Raw genomic sequence first — 21728 nt, forward strand, 5'->3', positions numbered from 1 at the left:
AATGCTACAAGTATGCTAAAATAGGAATAGCACATCGAGAGAGGATTCTTATGATCAATCGCATTACAGATAATCAATTTAAACTAGTATCAAAATATCAACCATCAGGAGATCAACCCCAAGCTATCGAGCAGTTGGTTGATAATATCGAGGGTGGAGAAAAAGCTCAGATTCTGATGGGGGCGACTGGAACAGGGAAGACCTATACCATGAGTCAGGTCATTTCCAAAGTCAATAAACCCACTCTGGTCATTGCCCACAATAAAACGTTAGCAGGACAGCTCTATGGGGAGTTTAAGGAATTTTTCCCTGAAAATGCAGTTGAGTATTTCGTATCCTACTATGATTATTACCAGCCAGAGGCCTATGTCCCTTCTAGCGATACATATATTGAGAAGGATAGTTCTGTCAATGACGAGATTGACAAGCTTCGCCACTCAGCTACCTCAGCCCTTTTGGAGCGTAATGATGTTATTGTCGTGGCCTCAGTCTCTTGTATCTATGGTCTGGGTTCGCCCAAGGAATACGCTGATAGTGTCGTTAGTCTCCGTCCAGGTCTTGAAATTTCCCGTGATAAACTCTTGAATGACTTGGTGGATATCCAATTTGAGCGAAATGATATTGATTTCCAACGGGGAAGATTTCGCGTTCGTGGGGATGTGGTGGAGATTTTCCCAGCTTCCCGTGATGAACACGCCTTTCGAGTAGAATTTTTTGGAGACGAAATTGACCGTATCCGTGAGGTTGAGGCTCTGACAGGTCAGGTGTTGGGAGAAGTGGATCATTTGGCGATTTTCCCAGCTACTCACTTTGTGACCAATGACGACCATATGGAAGTTGCCATTGCCAAGATTCAGGCCGAGTTGGAAGAACAATTAGCTGTCTTTGAAAAGGAAGGTAAACTGCTTGAAGCCCAGCGTTTGAAACAGCGGACAGAGTATGATATCGAAATGTTGCGTGAGATGGGCTATACCAATGGGGTTGAAAATTATTCTCGCCACATGGATGGACGGAGCGAAGGAGAGCCTCCTTATACGCTTCTCGACTTCTTCCCAGATGATTTCTTAATCATGATTGACGAGAGCCATATGACTATGGGACAAATCAAAGGCATGTACAATGGAGACCGTTCGCGTAAGGAAATGCTGGTTAATTATGGTTTCCGTTTGCCGTCTGCTCTGGACAATCGTCCTCTCCGTCGTGAAGAGTTTGAAAGTCATGTGCATCAGATTGTTTACGTTTCAGCGACACCTGGTGACTATGAAAATGAACAAACCGAGACAGTGATTGAGCAAATCATTCGTCCGACAGGGCTATTGGATCCTGAGGTGGAAGTACGTCCGACAATGGGACAGATTGATGACCTCTTAGGTGAAATCAATGCCCGTGTTGAAAAGAATGAACGAACATTTATAACCACTTTGACCAAGAAAATGGCAGAGGACTTGACCGACTACTTTAAGGAAATGGGCATCAAGGTCAAGTACATGCACTCGGATATTAAGACCTTGGAACGGACGGAGATTATCCGTGATCTGCGCTTGGGTGTCTTTGATGTCTTGGTCGGAATCAACCTCCTTCGTGAAGGAATTGACGTTCCTGAAGTGAGCCTCGTAGCCATTCTCGATGCTGACAAGGAAGGTTTCCTTCGTAACGAACGTGGGCTCATCCAGACCATTGGCCGTGCTGCTCGTAACAGCGAAGGGCATGTCATCATGTATGCGGACACGATGACTCAGTCTATGCAACGTGCCATCGATGAAACGGCCCGCCGTCGCAAAATCCAGATGGCCTATAATGAAGAACATGGTATCGTGCCACAAACCATTAAGAAAGAAATTCGTGACTTGATTGCCGTGACTAAGGCAGTTGCCAAGGAAGAGGACAAGGAAGTCGACATCAACAGCCTCAACAAACAAGAGCGCAAAGAACTAGTCAAGAAACTAGAAAAACAAATGCAAGAAGCCGTCGAAGTGCTTGACTTTGAACTAGCAGCACAGATTCGTGATATGATGCTAGAAGTCAAGGCGTTGGGGTAGGAGAAGAAAATAAATGACGGTTATTATCAAATCAATGGAAACTCCTGAAGAAATAGAAGGTAAATCCTTCGTTCACTGGCAAACGTGGAGAGAGGCTTATGATGACCTTTTACCTGCAGAATTTCAGGAGACGATGACATTAGAAAGATGTCGATTCTTTAGTCAAAAATATCCAGAAAATACATTGATTGCGATGGATGGTATGAAGGTAGTTGGCTTTATAAGTTATGGCAACTTTCGTGATGAGACTATTCAAGCTGGTGAAATTATTGCTTTATATGTTTTAAAAGACTATTATGGAAAAGGAATCGCACAAAAGTTAGTGAAAGCAGCTTTGACTGCTCTGGATCATTTTTCTGAAATTTTCTTATGGGTATTGAAAGATAATAAGCGAGCCATTGCTTTCTATCAAAAAATGGGTTTTACTTTTGATGGTCAAGAAAAAATACTTGAACTTGGAAAGCCTATAAAGGAAAAACGAATGGTATTTCAATACTAAACAATTTTAAAAAGTAAAAGCTAATGTCTCTGGTAGTAAGTCTGAAAATTTAATAAATTAGAAAGCGAGTAAATTTATGTCCCGTTCCCAATTAACGATTTTAACAAATATTTGTCTGATTGAAGATCTAGAAACCCAGCGCGTGGTGATGCAGTATCGCTCTCCTGAAACCAATCGCTGGTCTGGTTATGCATTTCCTGGAGGTCATATTGAAAATGGTGAGGCTTTTGCGGAGTCTGTCATTCGTGAAATATATGAAGAAACAGGGTTGACTATCCAAAATCCTCAACTTGTCGGCATTAAAAATTGGCCACTGGATACAGGTGGGCGCTACATTGTCATTTGTTATAAGGCGACTGAGTTCTCTGGTACCCTTCAATCCTCAGAAGAGGGAGAAGTTTCTTGGGTGCAAAAAGACCAGATTACAAACTTGGATCTGGCCTATGATATGTTACCCTTGATGGAGATGATGGAAGCTCCGAACAAGTCAGAGTTTTTCTACCGTCATCGTACAGAAGATGGCTGGGAGAAAGAAACTTTTTAGTTCTATGATTAGTCTATAGGTGTTATCTTTTAAAGTAAGGTACTGAAATATAGGCTAAGTATGGTGGTGTAAGTCAACTGAATATCTCTAAATTTCTTATTATTCTTTTCGACCTATATTTTGAACAATCTCCACCTTCAATTTTGAAATCGGAGATTGTTTTATTTTATGGTATAATAAGCATTGTATTTATTGTATATGAATCTGGAGAAAAAATCAAAGATATTTTTGACGGATAATATGAGAACAAGGGAGAATATATGACCTTAGAATGGGAAGAATTTCTAGATCCTTACATTCAAGCTGTTGGTGAGTTAAAGATTAAACTTCGTGGTATTCGCAAGCAATATCGTAAGCAAAATAAGCATTCTCCGATTGAGTTTGTGACGGGTCGGGTCAAGCCAATTGAGAGCATCAAAGAAAAAATGGCTCGTCGTGGCATTACTTATGCGACCTTAGAGCACGATTTGCAGGATATTGCTGGCTTACGTGTGATGGTTCAGTTTGTAGATGACGTCAAGGAAGTAGTGGAGATTTTGCATAAGCGTCAGGATATGCGAATCATACAGGAGCGAGATTACATTACTCATCGAAAGGCTTCAGGCTACCGTTCCTATCATGTGGTAGTAGAATATACGGTTGATACCATCAATGGAGCCAAGACCATTTTGGCAGAAATTCAAATTCGTACCTTGGCCATGAATTTCTGGGCAACGATAGAACATTCTCTCAACTACAAGTACCAAGGGGATTTCCCAGATGAGATTAAGAAGCGACTGGAAATTACAGCTAGAATCGCCCATCAGTTGGATGAAGAAATGGGTGAAATTCGTGATGATATCCAGGAAGCCCAGGCTCTTTTTGATCCCTTGAGTAGAAAATTAAATGACGGTGTAGGAAACAGTGACGATACAGATGAAGAATACAGGTAAACGAATTGATCTGATAGCCAATAGAAAACCGCAGAGTCAAAGGGTTTTGTATGAATTGCGAGATCGTTTGAAGAGAAATCAGTTTATACTCAATGATAGCAGTCCGGACATTGTCATTTCCATTGGTGGAGATGGCATGCTCTTGTCGGCCTTTCATAAGTACGAAGACCAACTTGATAAGGTACGCTTTATCGGTCTTCATACAGGACATCTGGGCTTTTATACCGATTATCGTGATTTTGAGTTGGATAAGTTAATGACCAATTTGCAGCTAGATACCGGAGCAAGGGTTTCTTACCCTGTTCTAAATGTGAAGGTTTTTCTTGGAAATGGAGAGGTCAAGATTTTTCGTGCCCTCAACGAAGCCAGCATTCGCAGGTCTGATCGAACCATGGTGGCAGATATTGTCATCAATGGTGTTCCCTTTGAACGTTTTCGTGGAGACGGGCTAACAGTTTCGACACCGACTGGTAGTACTGCCTATAACAAGTCTCTTGGTGGTGCTGTTTTACATCCTACCATTGAAGCTTTGCAATTAACGGAAATTGCCAGCCTTAATAATCGTGTCTATCGAACGCTGGGCTCTTCCATTATTGTGCCTAAGAAGGATAAGATTGAACTCATTCCAACAAGAAATGATTACCACACCATTTCGGTTGACAATAGTGTCTATTCTTTTCGTAGTATCGAGCGAATCGAGTATCAAATTGATCATCATAAGATTCACTTTGTCGCGACTCCTAGCCATACCAGTTTCTGGAACCGCGTTAAGGATGCCTTTATCGGCGAGGTGGACGAATGAGGTTTGAATTTATCGCAGATGAACATATCAAGGTTAAGACCTTCTTAAAAAAGCACGAGGTTTCTAAGGGGCTGCTGGCCAAGATTAAGTTTCGAGGTGGGGCTATTCTGGTCAATGACCAACCGCAAAATGCAACATATCTATTGGATATTGGGGACCGCGTTACTATTGATATTCCCGCTGAGGAAGGCTTTGAAACTCTGGAAGCTATCGAGCGCTCACTGGATATTCTCTATGAGGATGACCACTTTCTAGTCTTGAATAAACCCTATGGAGTGGCGTCTATTCCTAGTGTCAACCACTCCAATACCATTGCCAATTTTATCAAGGGTTACTATGTCAAGCAAAATTATAAAAATCAGCAGGTTCACATTGTAACCAGGCTTGATAGAGATACTTCTGGCTTGATGCTCTTTGCCAAGCACGGCTATGCCCATGCACGATTAGACAAGCAGTTGCAGAAGAAGTCCATTGAAAAACGCTACTTTGCTCTGGTTAAAGGAGATGGATATTTAGAGCCTGAAGGAGAAATTATTGCTCCGATTGCGCGTGATGAAGACTCTATTATCACTAGAAGAGTAGCTAAAGGTGGGAAGTACGCCCATACTTCCTACAAGATTGTCGCTTCTTATGGAAATATCCACTTGGTCGACATTCGCCTGCATACTGGACGTACCCACCAAATCCGAGTCCATTTTTCTCATATTGGTTTCCCTTTGTTGGGCGATGATTTGTACGGAGGTAGTCTGGACGACGGCATTCAACGTCAGGCCCTGCATTGCCATTACCTATCCTTTTATCATCCATTTTTAGAGCAAGACTTGCAGGTATCAAGTCTCTTGCCGGATGATTTCAGTAACCTTATTAAACAGTTATCAACTAATACTCAATAAAATATATTAGAGTATAATTTATTATTTTAAAGGAGAAAACTCATGGAAGTTTTTGAAAGTCTAAGAGCCAACCTAGTTGGTAAAAATGTCCGCATCGTTCTACCTGAAGGAAAAGAACCTCGTATTCTTCAAGCTACGAAACGCTTGGTAAAAGAAACAGATGTTATTCCAGTCTTGCTTGGTAAACCAGAAAAAATTAAAATTTACCTTGAAATTGAAGGGATTCACGAGGGTTATGAAGTCATCGATCCTGACCACTACGCTAAGTTTGACGAAATGGTTGCTGCGCTCGTTGAACGTCGAAACGGTAAGATATCAGAAGAAGAAGCTACTAGACTCTTACGTGAAGACGTTAACTACTTTGGTGTAATGCTAGTATATATGGGCTTGGTTGACGGTATGGTTTCAGGTGCACTTCACTCAACTGCTGCAACAGTTCGTCCAGCCCTTCAAATCATTAAAACTCGTCCTAATGTTACTCGTACTTCAGGTGCCTTCCTAATGACTCGTGGTTCAGAACGTTACCTATTTGGTGACTGTGCTATCAATATCAATCCTGATGCAGATGCCTTGGCTGAAATTGCGATTAATTCAGCAATCACTGCGAAAATGTTTGGTATAGAACCAAAAATTGCTATGTTGAGCTATTCAAGTAAAGGTTCTGGTTTTGGTGATAACGTTGATAAGGTAGTAGCAGCTACACAACGTGCGCACGAACTACGCCCAGATCTTGAAATAGATGGGGAATTGCAATTTGACGCTGCCTTCCACCCTGAAACGGCAGCTTTAAAAGCTCCAGGAAGTAAAGTTGCTGGACAAGCAACTGTATTTATTTTCCCAAGTATCGAAGCTGGAAATATCGGTTACAAGATTGCAGAACGTCTCGGTGGTTTCTCAGCTGTGGGACCTGTTTTACAAGGTTTGAATAAGCCAGTTAATGACCTTTCACGTGGATGTAGTGCAGAAGATGTTTACAATTTGACTCTTATCACAGCAGCTCAAGCTGTTCATCAATAAGATTTAGTCCTCTTTCCCTTGGGAAGAGGCTTTTTATACTCAATAAAAATCAAAGAGCAAACTAGAAAGATAGGCGCAGGCAGTACTTGAGTACGACAAGCCGACGCTGATATGGTTTGAATTTGATTTTTGAAGAGTATTAAATGAGTATGAAAAGAGAATTTTTTCATTAGAAAACGCATAATATTGAGTGTTTTTGACACCTGCTATTATGCGTTTTTTATAATTTTTGCACCTTTCTTAGCCTTTGTTATCGACAAGTATTGTTCTAGGTCCTTGTTTTTAGAATGGCAATTTCCCAGCGAAAGCACCCAGTTTTTTCTTGGTAGTTTCATCGATTTGTTCAAGAGCAGAGTTGATGGCTTGAACGGTCATATCAGAAAGAGTTTCAAGGTCCTCTGGGTCAACGACAGCTGGATTAAAGTCAATGCTGACAACTTTCTTATCTCCAGTTAAGGTCGCTTGGACAAGGTCTTGAGCAGATTTGCCAACAAATTGCATAGCTGCAAGTTCAGCTTGACTTTGTTCCATTTGTTTTTGAAGTTTTTGTGCTTGGCGCATCATGTTTTGCATGTTCATCATAAGATTTCTAAAGTTCCTTTCGTTTCAAGGGGATAATCCTTGTTGTTAACAAGTGCCTGATTTTCTCTCCTAATTGTTATTAGTAGCATAGCCATCAAGCCCAAGTACTGATTTTATTATACCATTTTTTTAAGACATAGTCTTTTATTGGTGAGAGTTATTTATATCAAGGAGTGATTAGAAATAAATTAAAATAATGATTTTTGCTAAGAGGGGCTCTATTCTAGTTTCATGGAAATGATTTTACTAAAGGTTCGTATGCTTTGTTTACAAACATGTTACCTCTATCTATTTTTGGATAAATAGTTGTCTATTATTATTTTTATGCTAATAGTAAAATCTAAATGGTAGCCTACGATTTTTTAGAAAGAAAATGGTACAATATTCTAAGAGAAAATACAATGGGAGGGAAAATGAGGTTATTACCTATAAGAAAAATATCACGTCAGTCTAAAAGGTTAGCACTTTTTTTGACGTTTTGTGCTGGATATGTAGATGCTTATACTTTTATTGTTCGCGGGAATACCCTTGTAGCTGGACAAACAGGAAATGTTGTCTTTCTTTCGGTGGAGCTAATACAAAATAATGTTTCGGATGTTAGGGATAAGCTTTTAACCTTAATAGCGTTTATGCTGGGAGTTTTTTTACTAACCATTTATAAGGAAAAATTGAGAATTGTAAAAAAACCGATTCTGTCACTGATTCCTTTGGCAATACTATCAATCATTATTGGTTTTGTGCCGCAAACTGTAGATAATATCTATCTAGTACCGCCCTTAGCCTTTTGTATGGGCTTGGTGACAACTGCCTTTGGTGAGGTTTCGGGTATTGCCTACAATAATGCCTTTATGACAGGGAATATCAAACGGACGATGTTAGCTTTTGGAGATTATTTCCGGACCAAGCACACTCCTTTTTTACGTGAAGGCTTCATATTTGTTAGCCTGCTTAGTAGTTTTGTCCTTGGTGTTGTCTTTTCAGCTTATTTGACGATTTTCTATCATGAAAAGACCATTCTTGGTGTTCCTATTATGATGAGCATTTTTTATCTCAGTATGCTTTTTGCCTCGTGGCGGAAAAAAGTAAAAGAAAAGGTAAATTCCCAAACTAACTTCCACTGCTAATCCAAGTGGAAGTTAGTCTGATAAAAATCGTAAAAACCAGTGGAAATCCGTGTCAGGGTAAGTTCTACTGGTTTTAAACATGCTTGATTTCATCGCTTTTGTAGCCGAAATGAATTGAAAAAAAGAGCGCACAAAATCCCCTCATCTGAAAGCGTTTCAGATTAAGTTCCGCTATGGTGGAAGTTAGTGTGAGACGTTTGAATGCGGTTAAAGGTTAGTTTTTAGAACTTATGTTGGAGTAATTTAGACGACTGACAGACGTCTTCTGCAGGTATTTTAGAAATGCCGAGAAGCTTAGGAATCTCTTCTCCATAGGTAAATGCAAAGAGTTCATAGGCTGACTTTCCATTCAAAGTAGCACGTTTGACACTGTTGACATGCGAACAGACGAGATTGATGTCCTCTTGAGTTAAATTGTCAAAAGAAGTTCCTTTAGGTAGAATGTCGCGAATCAGCGTATGATTTTTCTCAATTCTCCCTTTCTGGTCAGAGCGATTAGGGTCACAAAAGAAGAGTTTACTCTCCCCTCGCACATCCATTTCGATATCATCGACCCTGGCAAACTCTCCACCATTATCTGTCAGGACGACAGGGAAGAGTTGGAAGAAATCTTTGTCCGCTTGGTGAAGAGTGTTCTTGATGTCATAGAGATGTTTGGTAACCTCAAGGGCAGTTTTATTATCCAGAAGTCTAGCGAAGATAAAGTTACAGAAAGATAGATTGAAGGTGAGTAGGACTTTACCTCCCATTCTCCCCATAACTGTGTCCATTTCCAGCCAAGAGTCTAGTTGATTCAGTGCTAAATAGTTTTGGAAATCCTCATAGGAACGGCCTTTTTTAGCTTCTTTAGGGATGGAAGGTAGCTTACTTTTCCGTCTTTCTTTGAATTTAACGGCTCTGGCTAGGTCAATAGGAGCGATAGATAGGTATCCTTTTCGGATGTGTCGATAGACGGTTGAGGAGCTGACATCAAGGTTATGAGTTTTGAGGATATGATAGATGTGTTGTCCCTTTTTAACACCATCAGAAATGACTTTGTCCATGTCCCAGAAGGTCTTGGAATTGAGAGGAGTTCCTTCACGAGATTCGACAAGAGTTTGTTCGTACTGCTTTTGAGCTTGTTTAGCGAGGTATAAAATCTTCTTATAGCCACAATTCTGTCTTCTTTTAGGGCATCCATTACAGACAAAGGGAGCCTTATCGAGTAGAGGGCAAGGAAGGTTATGGCATGTAGACTCTCGGACTTGTCTGTTTCGTTTGACTTCTTTGGAAACGGTTGTTGGATCTTTTAGAATGGACTGTCCAATAGCTTTGAAGGTTTCACCGCTCTCTAAGCCCAGTTGGATATCATTACGGTCTGAAAGGGTAAGATGTTTATGTTTTGTCATAGTGAGCCTCATTTCTAACTCAAACGTCTCACACTTAATTCCACCATAAAAATCCGTTTTAGACTAATTTCCACTTTGGTCAGGCAAGTGGAAGTTACTTTGAGAAGTTAGCAAGTAAAAGAAAAAGCTTCATTTTAGGTGTTATTACTTGTAAGAAAATAGGAGATATGCTATACTTAGAGAGTTGACTATGCACGTTCCTGTGCAACCGCACGAACATCGTTGCTTGATTATTCAAGTTTAAGTGGTTCGTCCCACGATGCTAGGCGAGTCTTCACAAAAAATCGGGGAAACCCATAAAAATCATAGGAGGTGCATAATGAGCACATACGCAATTATCAAAACTGGCGGAAAACAAGTTAAAGTTGAAGTTGGTCAAGCAGTTTACGTTGAAAAATTGAACGTTGAAGCTGGTCAAGAAGTTACTTTTAACGAAGTTGTTCTTGTTGGTGGTGAAAACACTGTTGTCGGAACTCCACTTGTTGCTGGAGCTACTGTAGTTGGAACTGTTGAAAAACAAGGAAAACAAAAGAAAGTTGTTACTTACAAGTACAAACCTAAAAAAGGTAGCCACCGTAAACAAGGTCACCGTCAACCATATACAAAAGTTGTCATCAACGCAATTAACGCTTAATTTTAAGGAGAACACATGATACAGGCAGTCTTTGAGAGAGCCGAAGATGGCGAGCTGAGGAGTGCGGAAATTACTGGACACGCCGAGAGTGGCGAATACGGCTTAGATGTCGTGTGTGCATCGGTTTCTACGCTTGCCATTAACTTTATCAATTCCATTGAGAAATTTGCAGGCTATGAACCAATCCTAGAATTAAACGAAGATGAAGGTGGCTATCTGATGGTTGAGATTCCAAAAGACCTGCCTTCACACCAGAGAGAAATGACCCAGTTATTCTTTGAATCATTTTTCTTAGGTATGGCAAACTTATCGGAGAACTCTTCTGAGTTCGTCCAAACCAGAGTTATCACAGAAAACTAACACGGAGGAAAACATTATGTTAAAAATGACTCTTAACAACTTGCAACTTTTCGCCCACAAAAAAGGTGGAGGTTCTACATCAAACGGACGTGATTCACAAGCAAAACGTCTTGGAGCTAAAGCAGCTGACGGACAAACTGTAACAGGTGGATCAATCCTTTACCGTCAACGTGGTACACATATCTACCCAGGTGTAAACGTTGGACGTGGTGGAGACGATACTTTGTTCGCTAAAGTTGAGGGCGTAGTACGCTTTGAACGTAAAGGACGCGATAAAAAACAAGTTTCTGTTTACCCAATCGCTAAATAAAAAGTTCCAGTGAACCTTTTTATCCAGAGCCTTGAATTGTAAAGGTGAGGAAGCTCGAAGTAGCATTAAATAAGGCTTTCCGAGTTTTCGGAGAGCCTGTTTTTTTGTTTTGGTACCCATACTTTTTAATATGTATAGTGGATTGAATCTGGAATAGAACACTGCTAAAAATTGATTTGAGTTTCCTACTCGATTTCTTCAGATTTTATTTCAATTGACTATAAGAACTGGTATCCGGTTTCAAATATTGGCTTGTCGTCCCTTAACTTGTCTGAATGGCTTGAGCCGTTCCTTCTGATAAGGGAAAAGATATTCTTTAGCTGAAACTGTCTGAGAATCCAAGCTAACAGACGGAGAGAAAAATAGCTCCAATCTGAAGCACACTGGATGGGAGTTGTTGAAAAGCAGTCATCTAGTTTTTCTTTTCTACTTTGGCTTTTTTTCTTTGTCATCAGGGAAAGTGACTTGCTTCAAATCAGGGAGTTTAGGAAACTCTTCAAATATCTTGACCAAGTTGTCTCGTTTTGTAAATTTTACAGCCATAGGTGTACCTCGATTCTAAATTCTACCTTTTCGACACCAATTAGTAATTTAAAGTTCTCAGGAGTTAGTTGCATTGCTTTTTCATACATAAGCATAGTATGACACTTTATGGTTACCTAACAAGTCTAATCACTCCTTTCAAACTTTTGAAGATGTCCTACAAGTTTTTGAGAAGAATATTGCAAAGTTCATAGTTAAGCAACGATAGAGTGAAGTGCTTTTTGAAAACAGGTACACTTCAGGTGAAAAAAACGATATTTCAGATTTTCTGTTCCAGAAATAGCTATCGCTATGATATAATTATTTTATGATTATTACTATTCCTATAAAAAACCAAAAAGATATTGGCACACCATCTGATTCAGTCGTTGTTCTCGGCTATTTTGATGGTATACACAAGGGGCATCAAGAATTATTTCGTGTTGCCAATAAGGCTGCGAGAAAAGATTTATTACCTATCGTCGTTATGACCTTTAATGAATCTCCAAAGATCGCTTTAGAGCCTTATCATCCTGATCTGTTTTTACATATTTTGAACCCTGCTGAACGTGAGAGGAAATTAAAGCGTGAAGGCGTAGAAGAATTATATCTCCTTGATTTTAGTAGTCAATTCGCTAGTCTCACGGCAGAAGAATTTTTTGCAACCTATATCAAGGCTATGAATGCCAAAATTATTGTTGCAGGTTTTGATTATACATTTGGTTCTGACAAAAAAACAGCAGAAAATTTAAAGGATTACTTTGATGGAGAAGTTATCATTGTTCCACCTGTAGAAGATGAGAAAGGAAAGATTAGTTCAACTCGTATCCGTCAAGCTATTTTAGATGGAAATGTGAAAGAAGCAGGAGAACTTTTGGGGGCACCGCTTCCATCCAGAGGTATGGTGGTTCATGGTAATGCTCGTGGTCGTACGATTGGTTATCCAACAGCTAATTTAGTGCTTTTAGACCGTACTTATATGCCAGCAGATGGCGTTTATGTTGTTGATGTTGAGATTCAAAGACAGAAGTATCGTGCTATGGCTAGTGTCGGGAAAAATGTGACCTTTGATGGAGAAGAAGCACGTTTTGAAGTCAATATTTTTGATTTTAATCAAGATATTTATGGGGAAACCGTCATGGTTTATTGGCTTGATCGCATTCGAGATATGACCAAATTTGACTCAGTTGACCAATTAGTGGATCAGTTAAAGGCTGATGAAGAAGTCGCTAGGAATTGGTCTTAAGAGTTTGAGTAAAGAAAAGAGGTTGTCTGTAACCCAAAAGATAGATGATGTAGTCTAACTTTTGATGTCACGACATTACCTCTTTTTATTCTTTTTCAAAGGTAAATCCTTCTCCAAGGATTTCATGGGCTTCTGTAATGGTTATAAAGGCTTGCGGATCGATTCGATGAATCATTTCCTTCATTTTCACAATCTCATTTCTGCCGACAATACAGTAGATAATCTTCAAATCTTTTTGACTATAGTAGCCTTGACCTGAGATGAAAGTAACACCTCTTCCTAGGTCATCATTGATTGCCTTAGCAAGGTGGTCAGGACGTTTTGTAATAATCATGAAGCCTTTGCCAGCATATCCTCCTTCACCAATCAAATCAATGACACGAGAAACAATAAAATCAAATAAGAGTGTGTAGGAAACCAATCTCAAATCCTTGAAGATAAGGAGAATGAGCATGAGAATACAAAAATCTAAGATAAAGAGCAGTTTTCCCATGGATATATGAGTGTATTTATTGAGAATACGAGCTAGAATATCAGTTCCGCCAGTTGTACCTCCAGCATTAAAAATAATTCCAAGGCCAATTCCCAATAGAATTCCCGCTATAAGGGCTGTGATTAGTAAATCACCTTGAAGGTCAATATGAAGGGGAATACGTTCAAAAAAGGCCAACCAGGCGGACAAGGCTAAGGTTCCTAGTAAACTAGAATAGAGGGACTTTGCTCCAAAGATTTTCCAAGCTAGGATGAAAAGGGGAATGTTAATCAGCAGGTTCATGAGAGAAACAGGGATTTTAAAAAGATAAAAGGTGATGAGGGTAATACCTGTCGCCCCTCCTTCAAAGAGATGATGAGGAACTACAAAATAAGTCAGGCCAAAAGCATAAATAGCAGCACCTAGTAAAATGGTAAAAATGGGGTAAATTTTTTTAATCATAGGACACCTCTTTTCTTATAAGTTGATTATATCAAATTTTTACGGAAAATTTGAGTGACTCCATTAGGATTTTTAATCTTTTTTTGATATAATTAAAAGTAAGAAAACCAATCTGAATCCTAAAATAGAAAGATTGATACTATGACAAAAATTAAGATTGTAACCGATTCATCTGTTACTATTGAACCAGAACTCGTAAAACAATTAGATATTACAATTGTTCCATTATCTGTAATGATTGATAATGTTGTTTATTCTGATGCTGATTTGAAAGAAGAAGGTAAATTTCTTCACTTGATGCAAGAAGCTAAGAATCTTCCAAAAACAAGCCAGCCGCCTGTAGGTGTCTTCGCTGAAGTTTTTGAAGACCTATGCAAGGATGGTAGCCAAATTCTTGCTATTCATATGTCCCATGCTCTTTCGGGGACTGTAGAAGCAGCGCGCCAAGGTGCTAGTTTATCTACTGCCGATGTGACAGTTATCGATAGTTCCTTCACTGACCAAGCCTTGAAATTCCAAGTTGTCGAAGCTGCTAAATTAGCACAAGAAGGCAAAGATATGGAGACAATTTTATCTCATGTAGAAGAGGTTAAAAACAACACAGAACTTTATATTGGCGTTTCAACTTTGGAAAATCTTGTCAAAGGTGGACGAATTGGCCGTGTAACTGGATTGTTGAGCTCACTTCTCAATATCCGTGTTGTCATGCAAATGAAAGACCATGAATTGCAGCCAATGGTTAAAGGTCGTGGAGCTAAAACTTTTAAAAAATGGTTAGATGAGTTGATAACATCGCTTTCTGAACGTTCTGTAGCAGAGATTGGAATTTCATATTCTGGTAGTGATGATTGGGCAAAAGAGATGAAAGAAAGCTTACAAGCTTATGTTGAAAAGCCAATTTCTGTTTTGGAAACGGGTTCCATTATTCAAACGCACACAGGTGAGAATGCTTGGGCTATTTTGGTACGTTACCACTCCTAAAAAAATAAAGAAAATGGGAAGAAATAGCGTTTTTAACTTGACCTAAAAGGGATTTTAGGATATGATTATATTTGTTAATTAGAAATTATTTGGAGGAATCGTTAACATGGCAAACAAACAAGATTTGATCGCTAAAGTAGCAGAAGCTACAGAATTGACTAAGAAAGACTCAGCAGCAGCAGTTGAAGCTGTATTTGCAGCGGTAGCTGACTATCTTGCAGCTGGTGAAAAAGTTCAATTGATCGGTTTTGGTAACTTTGAAGTTCGTGAGCGTGCAGAACGTAAAGGTCGCAACCCACAAACTGGTAAAGAAATGACAATTGCAGCTTCTAAAGTTCCAGCATTCAAAGCTGGTAAAGCTCTTAAAGACGCTGTTAAATAATCAGTCTTTAAAAAGCCTATTGTATCAAGCTTTCTAGCTTGGTCAGTAGGCTTTTTAATTATGAAATCTAGTAATAAATAGAATTAAAAAGTTGAATGCTCCGAAAATATTGTATATATAGTAGTTGAATCTAAAATAGTACGAAACAATTTCTAAAACATTTATAGAAATTAATTTTACTTCCTCAATCGATTTGTTCTCATCTTATTTCAATCCGCTATACGTATGTATATAATGAAAAGAATTAAATAATAGAATTGTGCGATAACTATTTGAAGCAAGATTAGCTGGTTAGAAAATCCAACAAGATAGCGAAGGAATATAACATGAAATATACATAATTTATTTTATGTTACAAAAAATGTACTAAAAGACTTACGATTATCTTGAATGCCTTAGGGAAACATGCTATACTACTTGTATGATTATTTTACAAGCTAATAAAATTGAACGTTCTTTTGCAGGAGAGGTTCTTTTTGATAATATCAACCTGCAGGTTGATGAACGAGATCGGATTGCCCTTGTTGGGAAAAATGGTGCAGGTAAGTCTACTCTTTTGAAGATTTTGGTTGGAGAAGAGGAGCCAACTAGTGGAGAAATCAATAAGAAAAAAGATATTTCTCTGTCTTACCTAGCCCAAGATAGCCGTTTTGAGTCTGAAAATACCATCTACGACGAGATGCTTCATGTCTTTGATGACTTGCGTCGAACGGAGAAACAACTTCGTCAGATGGAGTTGGAGATGGGTGAAAAGTCTGGTGAGGATTTGGATAAGCTGATGTCAGATTACGACCGCTTATCTGAGAATTTTCGTCAGGCAGGTGGCTTTACCTATGAAGCTGATATTCGAGCGATTTTGAATGGATTCAAGTTTGACGAATCTATGTGGCAGATGAAAATTGCAGATCTTTCTGGTGGTCAAAATACTCGCTTGGCTCTAGCCAAAATGCTCCTTGAAAAACCTAATCTCTTGGTCTTGGACGAGCCAACCAACCACTTGGATATTGAAACTATTGCTTGGCTAGAGCATTACTTGATAAATTATAGCGGTGCTCTCATTATTGTCAGCCACGACCGTTATTTCTTAGACAAGGTTGCGACAATTACGCTAGATTTGACCAAGCATTCCTTGGATCGTTATGTGGGCAATTACTCTCGTTTTGTCGAGTTGAAGGAGCAAAAACTAGCAACTGAGGCAAAAAACTATGAAAAGCAACAGAAGGAAATTGCTGCTCTGGAAGACTTTGTCAATCGCAATCTAGTCCGAGCTTCAACGACCAAACGTGCCCAATCTCGTCGTAAACAACTAGAAAAAATGAACCGCTTAGACAAGCCTGAAGCTGGTAAGAAATCAGCCAATATGACCTTCCAGTCTGAGAAAACCTCGGGTAATGTTGTTCTGACTGTTGAAAATGCGGCTATTGGCTATGATGGGGAAGTATTGTCAGAGCCTATTAACCTAGACCTTCGTAAGATGAATGCTATTGCCATCGTTGGTCCCAATGGTATTGGCAAGTCAACCTTTATCAAATCAATCGTGGATCAGATTCCTTTTATCAAGGGTGAAAAGCGCTTTGGGGCTAATGTTGAGGTTGGTTACTATGACCAAAGCCAAAGCAAGCTGACACCAAGTAATACTGTATTGGATGAACTCTGGAATGATTTTAAACTGACACCAGAAGTTGAAATCCGCAACCGTCTAGGTGCCTTCCTTTTCTCAGGAGATGATGTTAAAAAATCAGTCGGCATGCTGTCTGGTGGAGAGAAAGCTCGTTTGCTTTTGGCTAAATTGTCTATGGAAAACAACAACTTCTTGATTCTGGACGAGCCGACCAACCACTTGGATATTGATAGCAAGGAAGTGCTAGAAAATGCCTTGATTGACTTTGATGGAACTCTTCTATTCGTCAGCCATGACCGTTACTTTATCAATCGTGTAGCAACTCATGTACTGGAATTGTCCGAGAATGGATCAACTCTCTATCTTGGAGATTACGATTACTATGTTGAGAAGAAATCAGAAGTAGAAATGATTCAAACTGAGGAAGCTTCAACCAGTAATCAAGCAAAAGAAGCAAGCCCAGTTAATGACTATCAAGCTCAGAAAGAAAGTCAAAAAGAAGTTCGTAAGCTCATGCGACAAATAGAAAGTCTAGAAGCTGAAATTGAAGAGCTAGAAAGTCAAAGTCAAGCCATTTCTGAAAAAATGTTAGAAACAAACGATGCCAGCAAACTGATGGAATTGCAGGCTGAACTGGACAAAATCAGCCACCGTCAGGAAGAAGCTATGCTTGAGTGGGAAGAATTATCAGAGCAGGTGTAAAGATGGAACATCTTGGAAAAGTATTTCGTGAATTTCGGACAAGTGGAAATTATTCTTTAAAGGAGGCGGCAGGCGAGTCCTGCTCTACCTCTCAGTTATCTCGCTTTGAGCTTGGGGAGTCTGACTTAGCAGTCTCACGTTTCTTTGAGATTTTGGACAACATTCATGTCACAATCGAAAATTTCATGGATAAGGCAAGGGATTTTCATAATCATGAACATGTTTCTATGATGGCACAAATTATACCTCTTTACTACTCAAATGATATTGCAGGTTTTCAAAAGCTTCAAAGAGAACAACTTGAAAAGGCTAAGAGTTCGACGAATCCCCTTTATTTTGAGTTGAACTGGATTTTGCTACAAGGTTTGATTTGTCAAAGAGATTCGACTTATGAGATGAAGCAGGATGATTTGGATAAGGTAGCAGATTATCTCTTCAAAACAGAAGAATGGACCATGTATGAATTGATTCTTTTCGGGAACCTCTATAGTTTCTACGATGTGGACTATGTCACTCGGATTGGTAGAGAAGTTATGGAGAGGGAGGAATTTTACCAAGAGATTGGTCGCCATAAGAGATTAGTGTTGATTTTGGCCCTCAATTGTTACCAGCATTGTTTAGAGCATCTTTCTTTTGACAATGCAAGCTATTTTGAGACTTATACAGAGAAGATTATTGGTAAAGGTATTAAGCTTTATGAGCGTAATGTTTTCCATTATTTAAAAGGTTTTGCCTTATATCAAAAAGGAAAGTGTAAAGAAGGTTGTAGCCAAATGCAAGAGGCCATGCATATTTTTGACGTGCTAGGTCTTCCAGAGCAAGTAGCCTACTATCAGGAACACTACGAAAAATTTATCAAAAATTAATTTTCCCAAATAAGGGAAAAAGAAAAAAGCTCCTTTCAGTTTTGATACAATAGTTTCAAAATTTGAGAGGAGTTTTTATATGAATCGCTATGCCGTACAGTTGATTAGTCGCGGAGCTGTTAACAAGATAGGGAATATGCTCTATGATTATGGAAATAGTGTCTGGTTGGCTTCCATGGGGACTATCGGACAGACAGTTTTAGGAATGTATCAGATTTCTGAACTCGTCACATCTATTCTGATCAATCCCTTTGGCGGAGTGATTTCAGACCGTTTTTCTCGTCGTAAGATTTTAATGGTGACAGACCTTGTTTGTGGGATTCTTTGTCTGGCTATTTCTTTCATAAGGAATGACAGCTGGATGATTGGCGCTTTGATTTTTGCTAATATTGTGCAGTCGATTGCCTTTGCCTTTTCTCGTACAGCCAATAAAGCTATCATAACTGAAGTGGTGGAGAAAGATGAGATTGTGATCTATAATTCTCGCCTAGAGCTGATTTTGCAGGTTGTAGGTGTTAGCTCTCCTGTTCTTTCCTTCCTTGTTTTACAGTTTGCAAGTCTCCATATGACGCTACTGCTAGACTCGCTGACTTTTTTCATTGCTTTTATTCTAGTGGCTCTCCTTCCAAAAGAGGAAGCAGGAGTTCAAGAGAAAAAGGCTTTTACTGGGAGAGATATGTTTGTAGATATCAAGAATGGGTTACACTATATCTGGCATCAGCAAGAAATTTTCTTCCTTTTGCTGGTAGCTTCCAGCGTTAATTTCTTTTTTGCAGCTTTTGAATTTCTCCTCCCCTTTTCGAATCAGCTTTACGGGTCAGAAGGAGTCTATGCAAGTATTTTAACTATGGGGGCTATTGGTTCCATCATTGGGGCTCTTCTAGCTAGTAAAATTAAAGCTAATGTTTATAATCTTTTGATTTTACTGGCTTTGACAGGTGTCGGAGTTTTTATGATGGGATTACCACTGCCAACTTTTCTTTCCTTTTCTGGAAATTTAGTTTGTGAATTGTTTATGACGATTTTTAATATTCACTTTTTTACTCAAGTACAAACCAAGGTTGAGAGCGAATTTCTTGGGAGAGTACTGAGTACAATTTTTACCTTAGCTATTCTATTTATGCCTATTGCAAAAGGATTTATGACATTCTTGCCAAGTGTACATCTCTCTTCTTTCCTGATAATTGGAAGTGGTGTTATCATCTTGTCTTGTATATCGTTTATTTATGTTCGAACTCATTTTGAAAAATTGATATAAGGCTGCTTGAGTTTCAAAAATAATTTCAAACTAAGTATTTTTTCCGCCCTTCTCGTTTGTGAGGAGGGCTTAGTTTATGGTAAAATGGTCTTATGAATAAAAGAATGAATGAGTTAGTCGCCTTGCTCAATCGCTATGCGACTGAGTACTATACCAGCGATAATCCATCGGTTTCAGACAGTGAGTATGACCGTCTTTACCGAGAGTTGGTTGAGTTAGAAACTGCCTATCCAGATCAAGTATTAGCAGACAGTCCGACCCATCGTGTTGGTGGTAAGGTTTTAGATGGTTTTGAAAAATACAGTCATCAGTATCCTCTTTATAGTTTGCAGGATGCTTTTTCACGTGAGGAGCTTGAAGCTTTTGATGCGCGTGTTCGTAAGGAAGTGGCTCATCCAACCTATATTTGTGAGCTGAAAATCGATGGCTTATCTATCTCGCTGACGTATGAAAAGGGGATTTTAGTTGCAGGTGCAACACGTGGAGACGGTTCTGTTGGGGAGAACATCACAGAAAATCTTAAGCGTGTTAAAGACATTCCTTTAACTTTGCCAGAAGAACTAGATATCACAGTTCGTGGGGAATGTTATATGCCACGCGCTTCTTTTGACCAGGTTAATCAAGCTCGCCAAGAAAATGGAGAGCCTGAATTTGCCAATCCCCGTAATGCGGCGGCAGGCACACTACGTCAGCTGGATACAGCAGTAGTTGCCAAGCGCAATCTTGCAACGTTTCTCTATCAAGAAGCCAGCCCGTCAACTCGTGACAGCCAAGAAAAGGTTTTGAAGCACCTAGAACAACTTGGTTTTGTAGTCAATTCTAAACGAATTCTGGCTGAAAGCATGGATGAGATTTGGAATTTTATCCAAGAAGTAGGAGAGGAACGGGAAAATCTGCCTTATGATATTGATGGAGTTGTAATCAAGGTCAATGACTTAGCAAGCCAAGAAGAACTTGGTTTTACCGTCAAGGCTCCAAAGTGGGCAGTAGCCTACAAGTTTCCTGCTGAAGAAAAAGAAGCTCAACTCTTATCAGTTGATTGGACAGTTGGTCGTACCGGTGTTGTAACCCCAACTGCAAATCTGACACCTGTTCAGCTTGCTGGTACAACTGTTAGCCGTGCGACCCTGCACAATGTGGATTATATTGCTGAAAAAGATATTCGCAAAGACGACACGGTCATCGTCTATAAGGCCGGGGACATCATCCCTGCCGTTTTACGTGTGGTAGAGTCCAAACGGGTTTCTGAAGAGAAACTAGATATTCCTACAAACTGTCCAAGTTGTAACTCTGACTTGTTGCACTTTGAAGATGAAGTGGCTCTCCGTTGTATCAATCCGCGTTGCCCTGCTCAAATCATGGAAGGTTTGATCCACTTTGCCTCTCGAGATGCCATGAATATTACAGGCCTTGGACCATCAGTAGTTGAGAAATTATTTGCTGCAGATCTAGTCAAGGATGTGGCAGATATTTACCGTTTGAAAGAAGAAGATTTTCTCCTTTTAGAGGGGGTCAAGGAAAAGTCCGCTTCTAAACTATATCAGGCTATCCAAGCATCTAAGGAAAATTCAGCCGAGAAACTCTTGTTTGGTTTGGGAATTCGTCATGTCGGCAGTAAGGCCAGTCAGCTTTTACTTCAACATTTTCTCTCAATCGAAAATCTGGCTCAGGCAGATCCAGAGGAAGTGGCTAGTATTGAAAGCCTGGGTGGTGTGATTGCCAAGAGTCTTCAGACTTACTTTGCTACAGAAGGCTCTGAAATTCTTCTCAGAGAATTAAAAGAAGCTGGGGTCAATCTGGACTATAAAGGTCAGACAGTAGTAGCGGATGCAGCCTTGTCAGGTTTGACCGTGGTATTGACTGGAAAATTGGAACGTCTCAAGCGCTCAGAAGCCAAAAGTAAACTCGAAAGTCTGGGTGCCAAGGTAACAGGCAGTGTGTCTAAAAAGACCGACCTCGTCGTGGCAGGAGCAGATGCTGGAAGTAAACTTCAAAAGGCACAAGAACTTGGTATTGAGGTTAGAGACGAGGCATGGCTAGAAAGTTTGTAATGATCTTTTAAAAATAGAGTTTAGATAGAATGACAATATTT

At 39.5% G+C, this 21728-nt stretch carries 22 protein-coding genes and 1 other annotated feature; of the genes, 18 read left to right on the top strand and 4 right to left on the bottom strand.

Features of this window, described 5'->3' with window-relative positions; translation table 11 throughout:
* Window positions 1-50: 50 nt before the first annotated feature.
* The 7 genes from uvrB to pta all read left to right on the top strand — a co-directional run bounded on the left by uvrB (window position 51) and on the right by pta (window position 6726).
* Entirely contained in the window at window positions 51-2039 is a 1989-nt protein-coding gene (gene uvrB, locus HT698_RS07130) for an excinuclease ABC subunit UvrB (protein WP_050971372.1), read from the top strand.
* 13 nt (window positions 2040-2052) lie between these two features.
* The gene (locus HT698_RS07135; RefSeq protein WP_050971371.1) at window positions 2053-2538 is read left to right on the top strand and encodes a GNAT family N-acetyltransferase; all 486 of its coding nucleotides are present in this window, start codon (window positions 2053-2055) and stop codon (window positions 2536-2538) included.
* 76 nt (window positions 2539-2614) lie between these two features.
* The gene (locus tag HT698_RS07140) at window positions 2615-3082 is read left to right on the top strand and encodes an 8-oxo-dGTP diphosphatase (RefSeq protein WP_173217830.1); all 468 of its coding nucleotides are present in this window, start codon (window positions 2615-2617) and stop codon (window positions 3080-3082) included.
* A 260-nt stretch (window positions 3083-3342) separates the two neighbouring features.
* Window positions 3343-4014 (top strand): GTP pyrophosphokinase family protein, encoded by a 672-nt coding sequence (locus HT698_RS07145; RefSeq protein WP_000171681.1) that lies wholly within the window; start codon window positions 3343-3345, stop codon window positions 4012-4014.
* Window positions 3998-4816 carry an NAD kinase gene (locus tag HT698_RS07150; protein WP_000799049.1) on the top strand — a complete coding sequence of 273 codons (819 nt, stop codon included), beginning with the start codon at window positions 3998-4000 and terminating at the stop codon, window positions 4814-4816. Before HT698_RS07145 ends, HT698_RS07150 begins: the two co-directional genes overlap by 17 nt.
* Window positions 4813-5709 (top strand): RluA family pseudouridine synthase, encoded by an 897-nt coding sequence (locus HT698_RS07155; protein WP_173217832.1) that lies wholly within the window; start codon window positions 4813-4815, stop codon window positions 5707-5709. Before HT698_RS07150 ends, HT698_RS07155 begins: the two co-directional genes overlap by 4 nt.
* A gap of 42 nt (window positions 5710-5751) precedes the next feature.
* Entirely contained in the window at window positions 5752-6726 is a 975-nt protein-coding gene (gene pta, locus HT698_RS07160) for a phosphate acetyltransferase (protein WP_173217834.1), read from the top strand.
* 282 nt (window positions 6727-7008) lie between these two features.
* Here the strand turns inward: pta and HT698_RS07165 are convergent, their stop codons facing one another.
* Window positions 7009-7308: a YbaB/EbfC family nucleoid-associated protein gene (locus HT698_RS07165; protein WP_000981526.1), complete on the bottom strand. Its 300-nt coding sequence runs from the start codon at window positions 7306-7308 to the stop codon at window positions 7009-7011.
* A 401-nt stretch (window positions 7309-7709) separates the two neighbouring features.
* Between HT698_RS07165 and HT698_RS07170 the strand changes: the two genes are divergently transcribed.
* The gene (locus HT698_RS07170; protein ID WP_173217894.1) at window positions 7710-8432 is read left to right on the top strand and encodes a YoaK family protein; all 723 of its coding nucleotides are present in this window, start codon (window positions 7710-7712) and stop codon (window positions 8430-8432) included.
* Between the two features lie 221 nt (window positions 8433-8653).
* On the opposite strand, the gene HT698_RS07175 is transcribed toward HT698_RS07170, so the two are convergent.
* Window positions 8654-9820, bottom strand: a complete 1167-nt coding sequence (locus HT698_RS07175; protein WP_173217836.1) for an IS30 family transposase — start codon at window positions 9818-9820, stop codon at window positions 8654-8656.
* 196 nt (window positions 9821-10016) lie between these two features.
* Window positions 10017-10104 (top strand) — a sequence feature (ribosomal protein L21 leader region).
* 35 nt (window positions 10105-10139) lie between these two features.
* Between HT698_RS07175 and rplU the strand changes: the two genes are divergently transcribed.
* The 3 genes from rplU to rpmA are packed head-to-tail and all read left to right on the top strand — an operon-like array spanning window position 10140 to window position 11124.
* Entirely contained in the window at window positions 10140-10454 is a 315-nt protein-coding gene (rplU, locus tag HT698_RS07180; protein WP_000109141.1) for a 50S ribosomal protein L21, read from the top strand.
* Window positions 10455-10469: 15 nt separating this feature from the next.
* Window positions 10470-10814, top strand: a complete 345-nt coding sequence (locus tag HT698_RS07185) for a ribosomal-processing cysteine protease Prp (protein WP_000613699.1) — start codon at window positions 10470-10472, stop codon at window positions 10812-10814.
* A gap of 16 nt (window positions 10815-10830) precedes the next feature.
* On the top strand, window positions 10831-11124 hold the full coding sequence (gene rpmA / locus HT698_RS07190) for a 50S ribosomal protein L27 (RefSeq protein WP_000916509.1): 294 nt from the start codon (window positions 10831-10833) through the stop codon (window positions 11122-11124).
* Between the two features lie 426 nt (window positions 11125-11550).
* Here rpmA and HT698_RS10490 read toward each other — a convergent pair whose 3' ends face one another.
* Complete coding sequence (locus HT698_RS10490) at window positions 11551-11667, bottom strand: SPJ_0845 family protein (RefSeq protein WP_267240009.1); 117 nt, start codon at window positions 11665-11667, stop codon at window positions 11551-11553.
* A 307-nt stretch (window positions 11668-11974) separates the two neighbouring features.
* On the opposite strand from HT698_RS10490, the gene HT698_RS07195 reads away from it, so the two are divergent.
* Window positions 11975-12892, top strand: a complete 918-nt coding sequence (locus HT698_RS07195) for a bifunctional riboflavin kinase/FAD synthetase (RefSeq protein ID WP_173217838.1) — start codon at window positions 11975-11977, stop codon at window positions 12890-12892.
* A gap of 85 nt (window positions 12893-12977) precedes the next feature.
* Here the strand turns inward: HT698_RS07195 and HT698_RS07200 are convergent, their stop codons facing one another.
* Complete coding sequence (locus HT698_RS07200; protein WP_173217840.1) at window positions 12978-13826, bottom strand: YitT family protein; 849 nt, start codon at window positions 13824-13826, stop codon at window positions 12978-12980.
* A 141-nt stretch (window positions 13827-13967) separates the two neighbouring features.
* On the opposite strand from HT698_RS07200, the gene HT698_RS07205 reads away from it, so the two are divergent.
* From HT698_RS07205 to ligA, 6 genes are all read left to right on the top strand, one after another.
* The gene (locus tag HT698_RS07205; protein ID WP_061439431.1) at window positions 13968-14807 is read left to right on the top strand and encodes a DegV family protein; all 840 of its coding nucleotides are present in this window, start codon (window positions 13968-13970) and stop codon (window positions 14805-14807) included.
* 106 nt (window positions 14808-14913) lie between these two features.
* The gene (locus HT698_RS07210) at window positions 14914-15189 is read left to right on the top strand and encodes an HU family DNA-binding protein (protein ID WP_001284639.1); all 276 of its coding nucleotides are present in this window, start codon (window positions 14914-14916) and stop codon (window positions 15187-15189) included.
* 421 nt (window positions 15190-15610) lie between these two features.
* Window positions 15611-17512: an ABC-F family ATP-binding cassette domain-containing protein gene (locus tag HT698_RS07215; protein WP_173217842.1), complete on the top strand. Its 1902-nt coding sequence runs from the start codon at window positions 15611-15613 to the stop codon at window positions 17510-17512.
* A gap of 2 nt (window positions 17513-17514) precedes the next feature.
* Window positions 17515-18378 (top strand): MutR family transcriptional regulator, encoded by an 864-nt coding sequence (locus HT698_RS07220; RefSeq protein ID WP_173217844.1) that lies wholly within the window; start codon window positions 17515-17517, stop codon window positions 18376-18378.
* A gap of 79 nt (window positions 18379-18457) precedes the next feature.
* Window positions 18458-19636: an MFS transporter gene (locus HT698_RS07225; protein WP_112443680.1), complete on the top strand. Its 1179-nt coding sequence runs from the start codon at window positions 18458-18460 to the stop codon at window positions 19634-19636.
* A 92-nt stretch (window positions 19637-19728) separates the two neighbouring features.
* Window positions 19729-21687, top strand: a complete 1959-nt coding sequence (gene ligA / locus HT698_RS07230) for an NAD-dependent DNA ligase LigA (protein ID WP_173217846.1) — start codon at window positions 19729-19731, stop codon at window positions 21685-21687.
* Window positions 21688-21728: the final 41 nt, after the last annotated feature.

The sequence above is a fragment of the Streptococcus sp. 3109 genome (assembly GCF_013276905.1).
GTDB lineage: Bacteria > Bacillota > Bacilli > Lactobacillales > Streptococcaceae > Streptococcus.

Bases quoted from the DNA above. Each gene is read 5' to 3' on its own strand.
- uvrB (WP_050971372.1), top strand. From the start codon at position 51: ATGATCAATCGCATTACAGATAATCAATTTAAACTAGTATCAAAATAT.
- HT698_RS07135 (WP_050971371.1), top strand. From the start codon at position 2,053: ATGACGGTTATTATCAAATCAATGGAAACTCCTGAAGAAATAGAAGGT.
- HT698_RS07140 (WP_173217830.1), top strand. From the start codon at position 2,615: ATGTCCCGTTCCCAATTAACGATTTTAACAAATATTTGTCTGATTGAA.
- HT698_RS07145 (WP_000171681.1), top strand. From the start codon at position 3,343: ATGACCTTAGAATGGGAAGAATTTCTAGATCCTTACATTCAAGCTGTT.
- HT698_RS07150 (WP_000799049.1), top strand. From the start codon at position 3,998: ATGAAGAATACAGGTAAACGAATTGATCTGATAGCCAATAGAAAACCG.
- HT698_RS07155 (WP_173217832.1), top strand. From the start codon at position 4,813: ATGAGGTTTGAATTTATCGCAGATGAACATATCAAGGTTAAGACCTTC.
- pta (WP_173217834.1), top strand. From the start codon at position 5,752: ATGGAAGTTTTTGAAAGTCTAAGAGCCAACCTAGTTGGTAAAAATGTC.
- HT698_RS07165 (WP_000981526.1), bottom strand. From the start codon at position 7,308: ATGATGAACATGCAAAACATGATGCGCCAAGCACAAAAACTTCAAAAA.
- HT698_RS07170 (WP_173217894.1), top strand. From the start codon at position 7,710: ATGGGAGGGAAAATGAGGTTATTACCTATAAGAAAAATATCACGTCAG.
- HT698_RS07175 (WP_173217836.1), bottom strand. From the start codon at position 9,820: ATGACAAAACATAAACATCTTACCCTTTCAGACCGTAATGATATCCAA.
- rplU (WP_000109141.1), top strand. From the start codon at position 10,140: ATGAGCACATACGCAATTATCAAAACTGGCGGAAAACAAGTTAAAGTT.
- HT698_RS07185 (WP_000613699.1), top strand. From the start codon at position 10,470: ATGATACAGGCAGTCTTTGAGAGAGCCGAAGATGGCGAGCTGAGGAGT.
- rpmA (WP_000916509.1), top strand. From the start codon at position 10,831: ATGTTAAAAATGACTCTTAACAACTTGCAACTTTTCGCCCACAAAAAA.
- HT698_RS10490 (WP_267240009.1), bottom strand. From the start codon at position 11,667: ATGGCTGTAAAATTTACAAAACGAGACAACTTGGTCAAGATATTTGAA.
- HT698_RS07195 (WP_173217838.1), top strand. From the start codon at position 11,975: ATGATTATTACTATTCCTATAAAAAACCAAAAAGATATTGGCACACCA.
- HT698_RS07200 (WP_173217840.1), bottom strand. From the start codon at position 13,826: ATGATTAAAAAAATTTACCCCATTTTTACCATTTTACTAGGTGCTGCT.
- HT698_RS07205 (WP_061439431.1), top strand. From the start codon at position 13,968: ATGACAAAAATTAAGATTGTAACCGATTCATCTGTTACTATTGAACCA.
- HT698_RS07210 (WP_001284639.1), top strand. From the start codon at position 14,914: ATGGCAAACAAACAAGATTTGATCGCTAAAGTAGCAGAAGCTACAGAA.
- HT698_RS07215 (WP_173217842.1), top strand. From the start codon at position 15,611: ATGATTATTTTACAAGCTAATAAAATTGAACGTTCTTTTGCAGGAGAG.
- HT698_RS07220 (WP_173217844.1), top strand. From the start codon at position 17,515: ATGGAACATCTTGGAAAAGTATTTCGTGAATTTCGGACAAGTGGAAAT.
- HT698_RS07225 (WP_112443680.1), top strand. From the start codon at position 18,458: ATGAATCGCTATGCCGTACAGTTGATTAGTCGCGGAGCTGTTAACAAG.
- ligA (WP_173217846.1), top strand. From the start codon at position 19,729: ATGAATAAAAGAATGAATGAGTTAGTCGCCTTGCTCAATCGCTATGCG.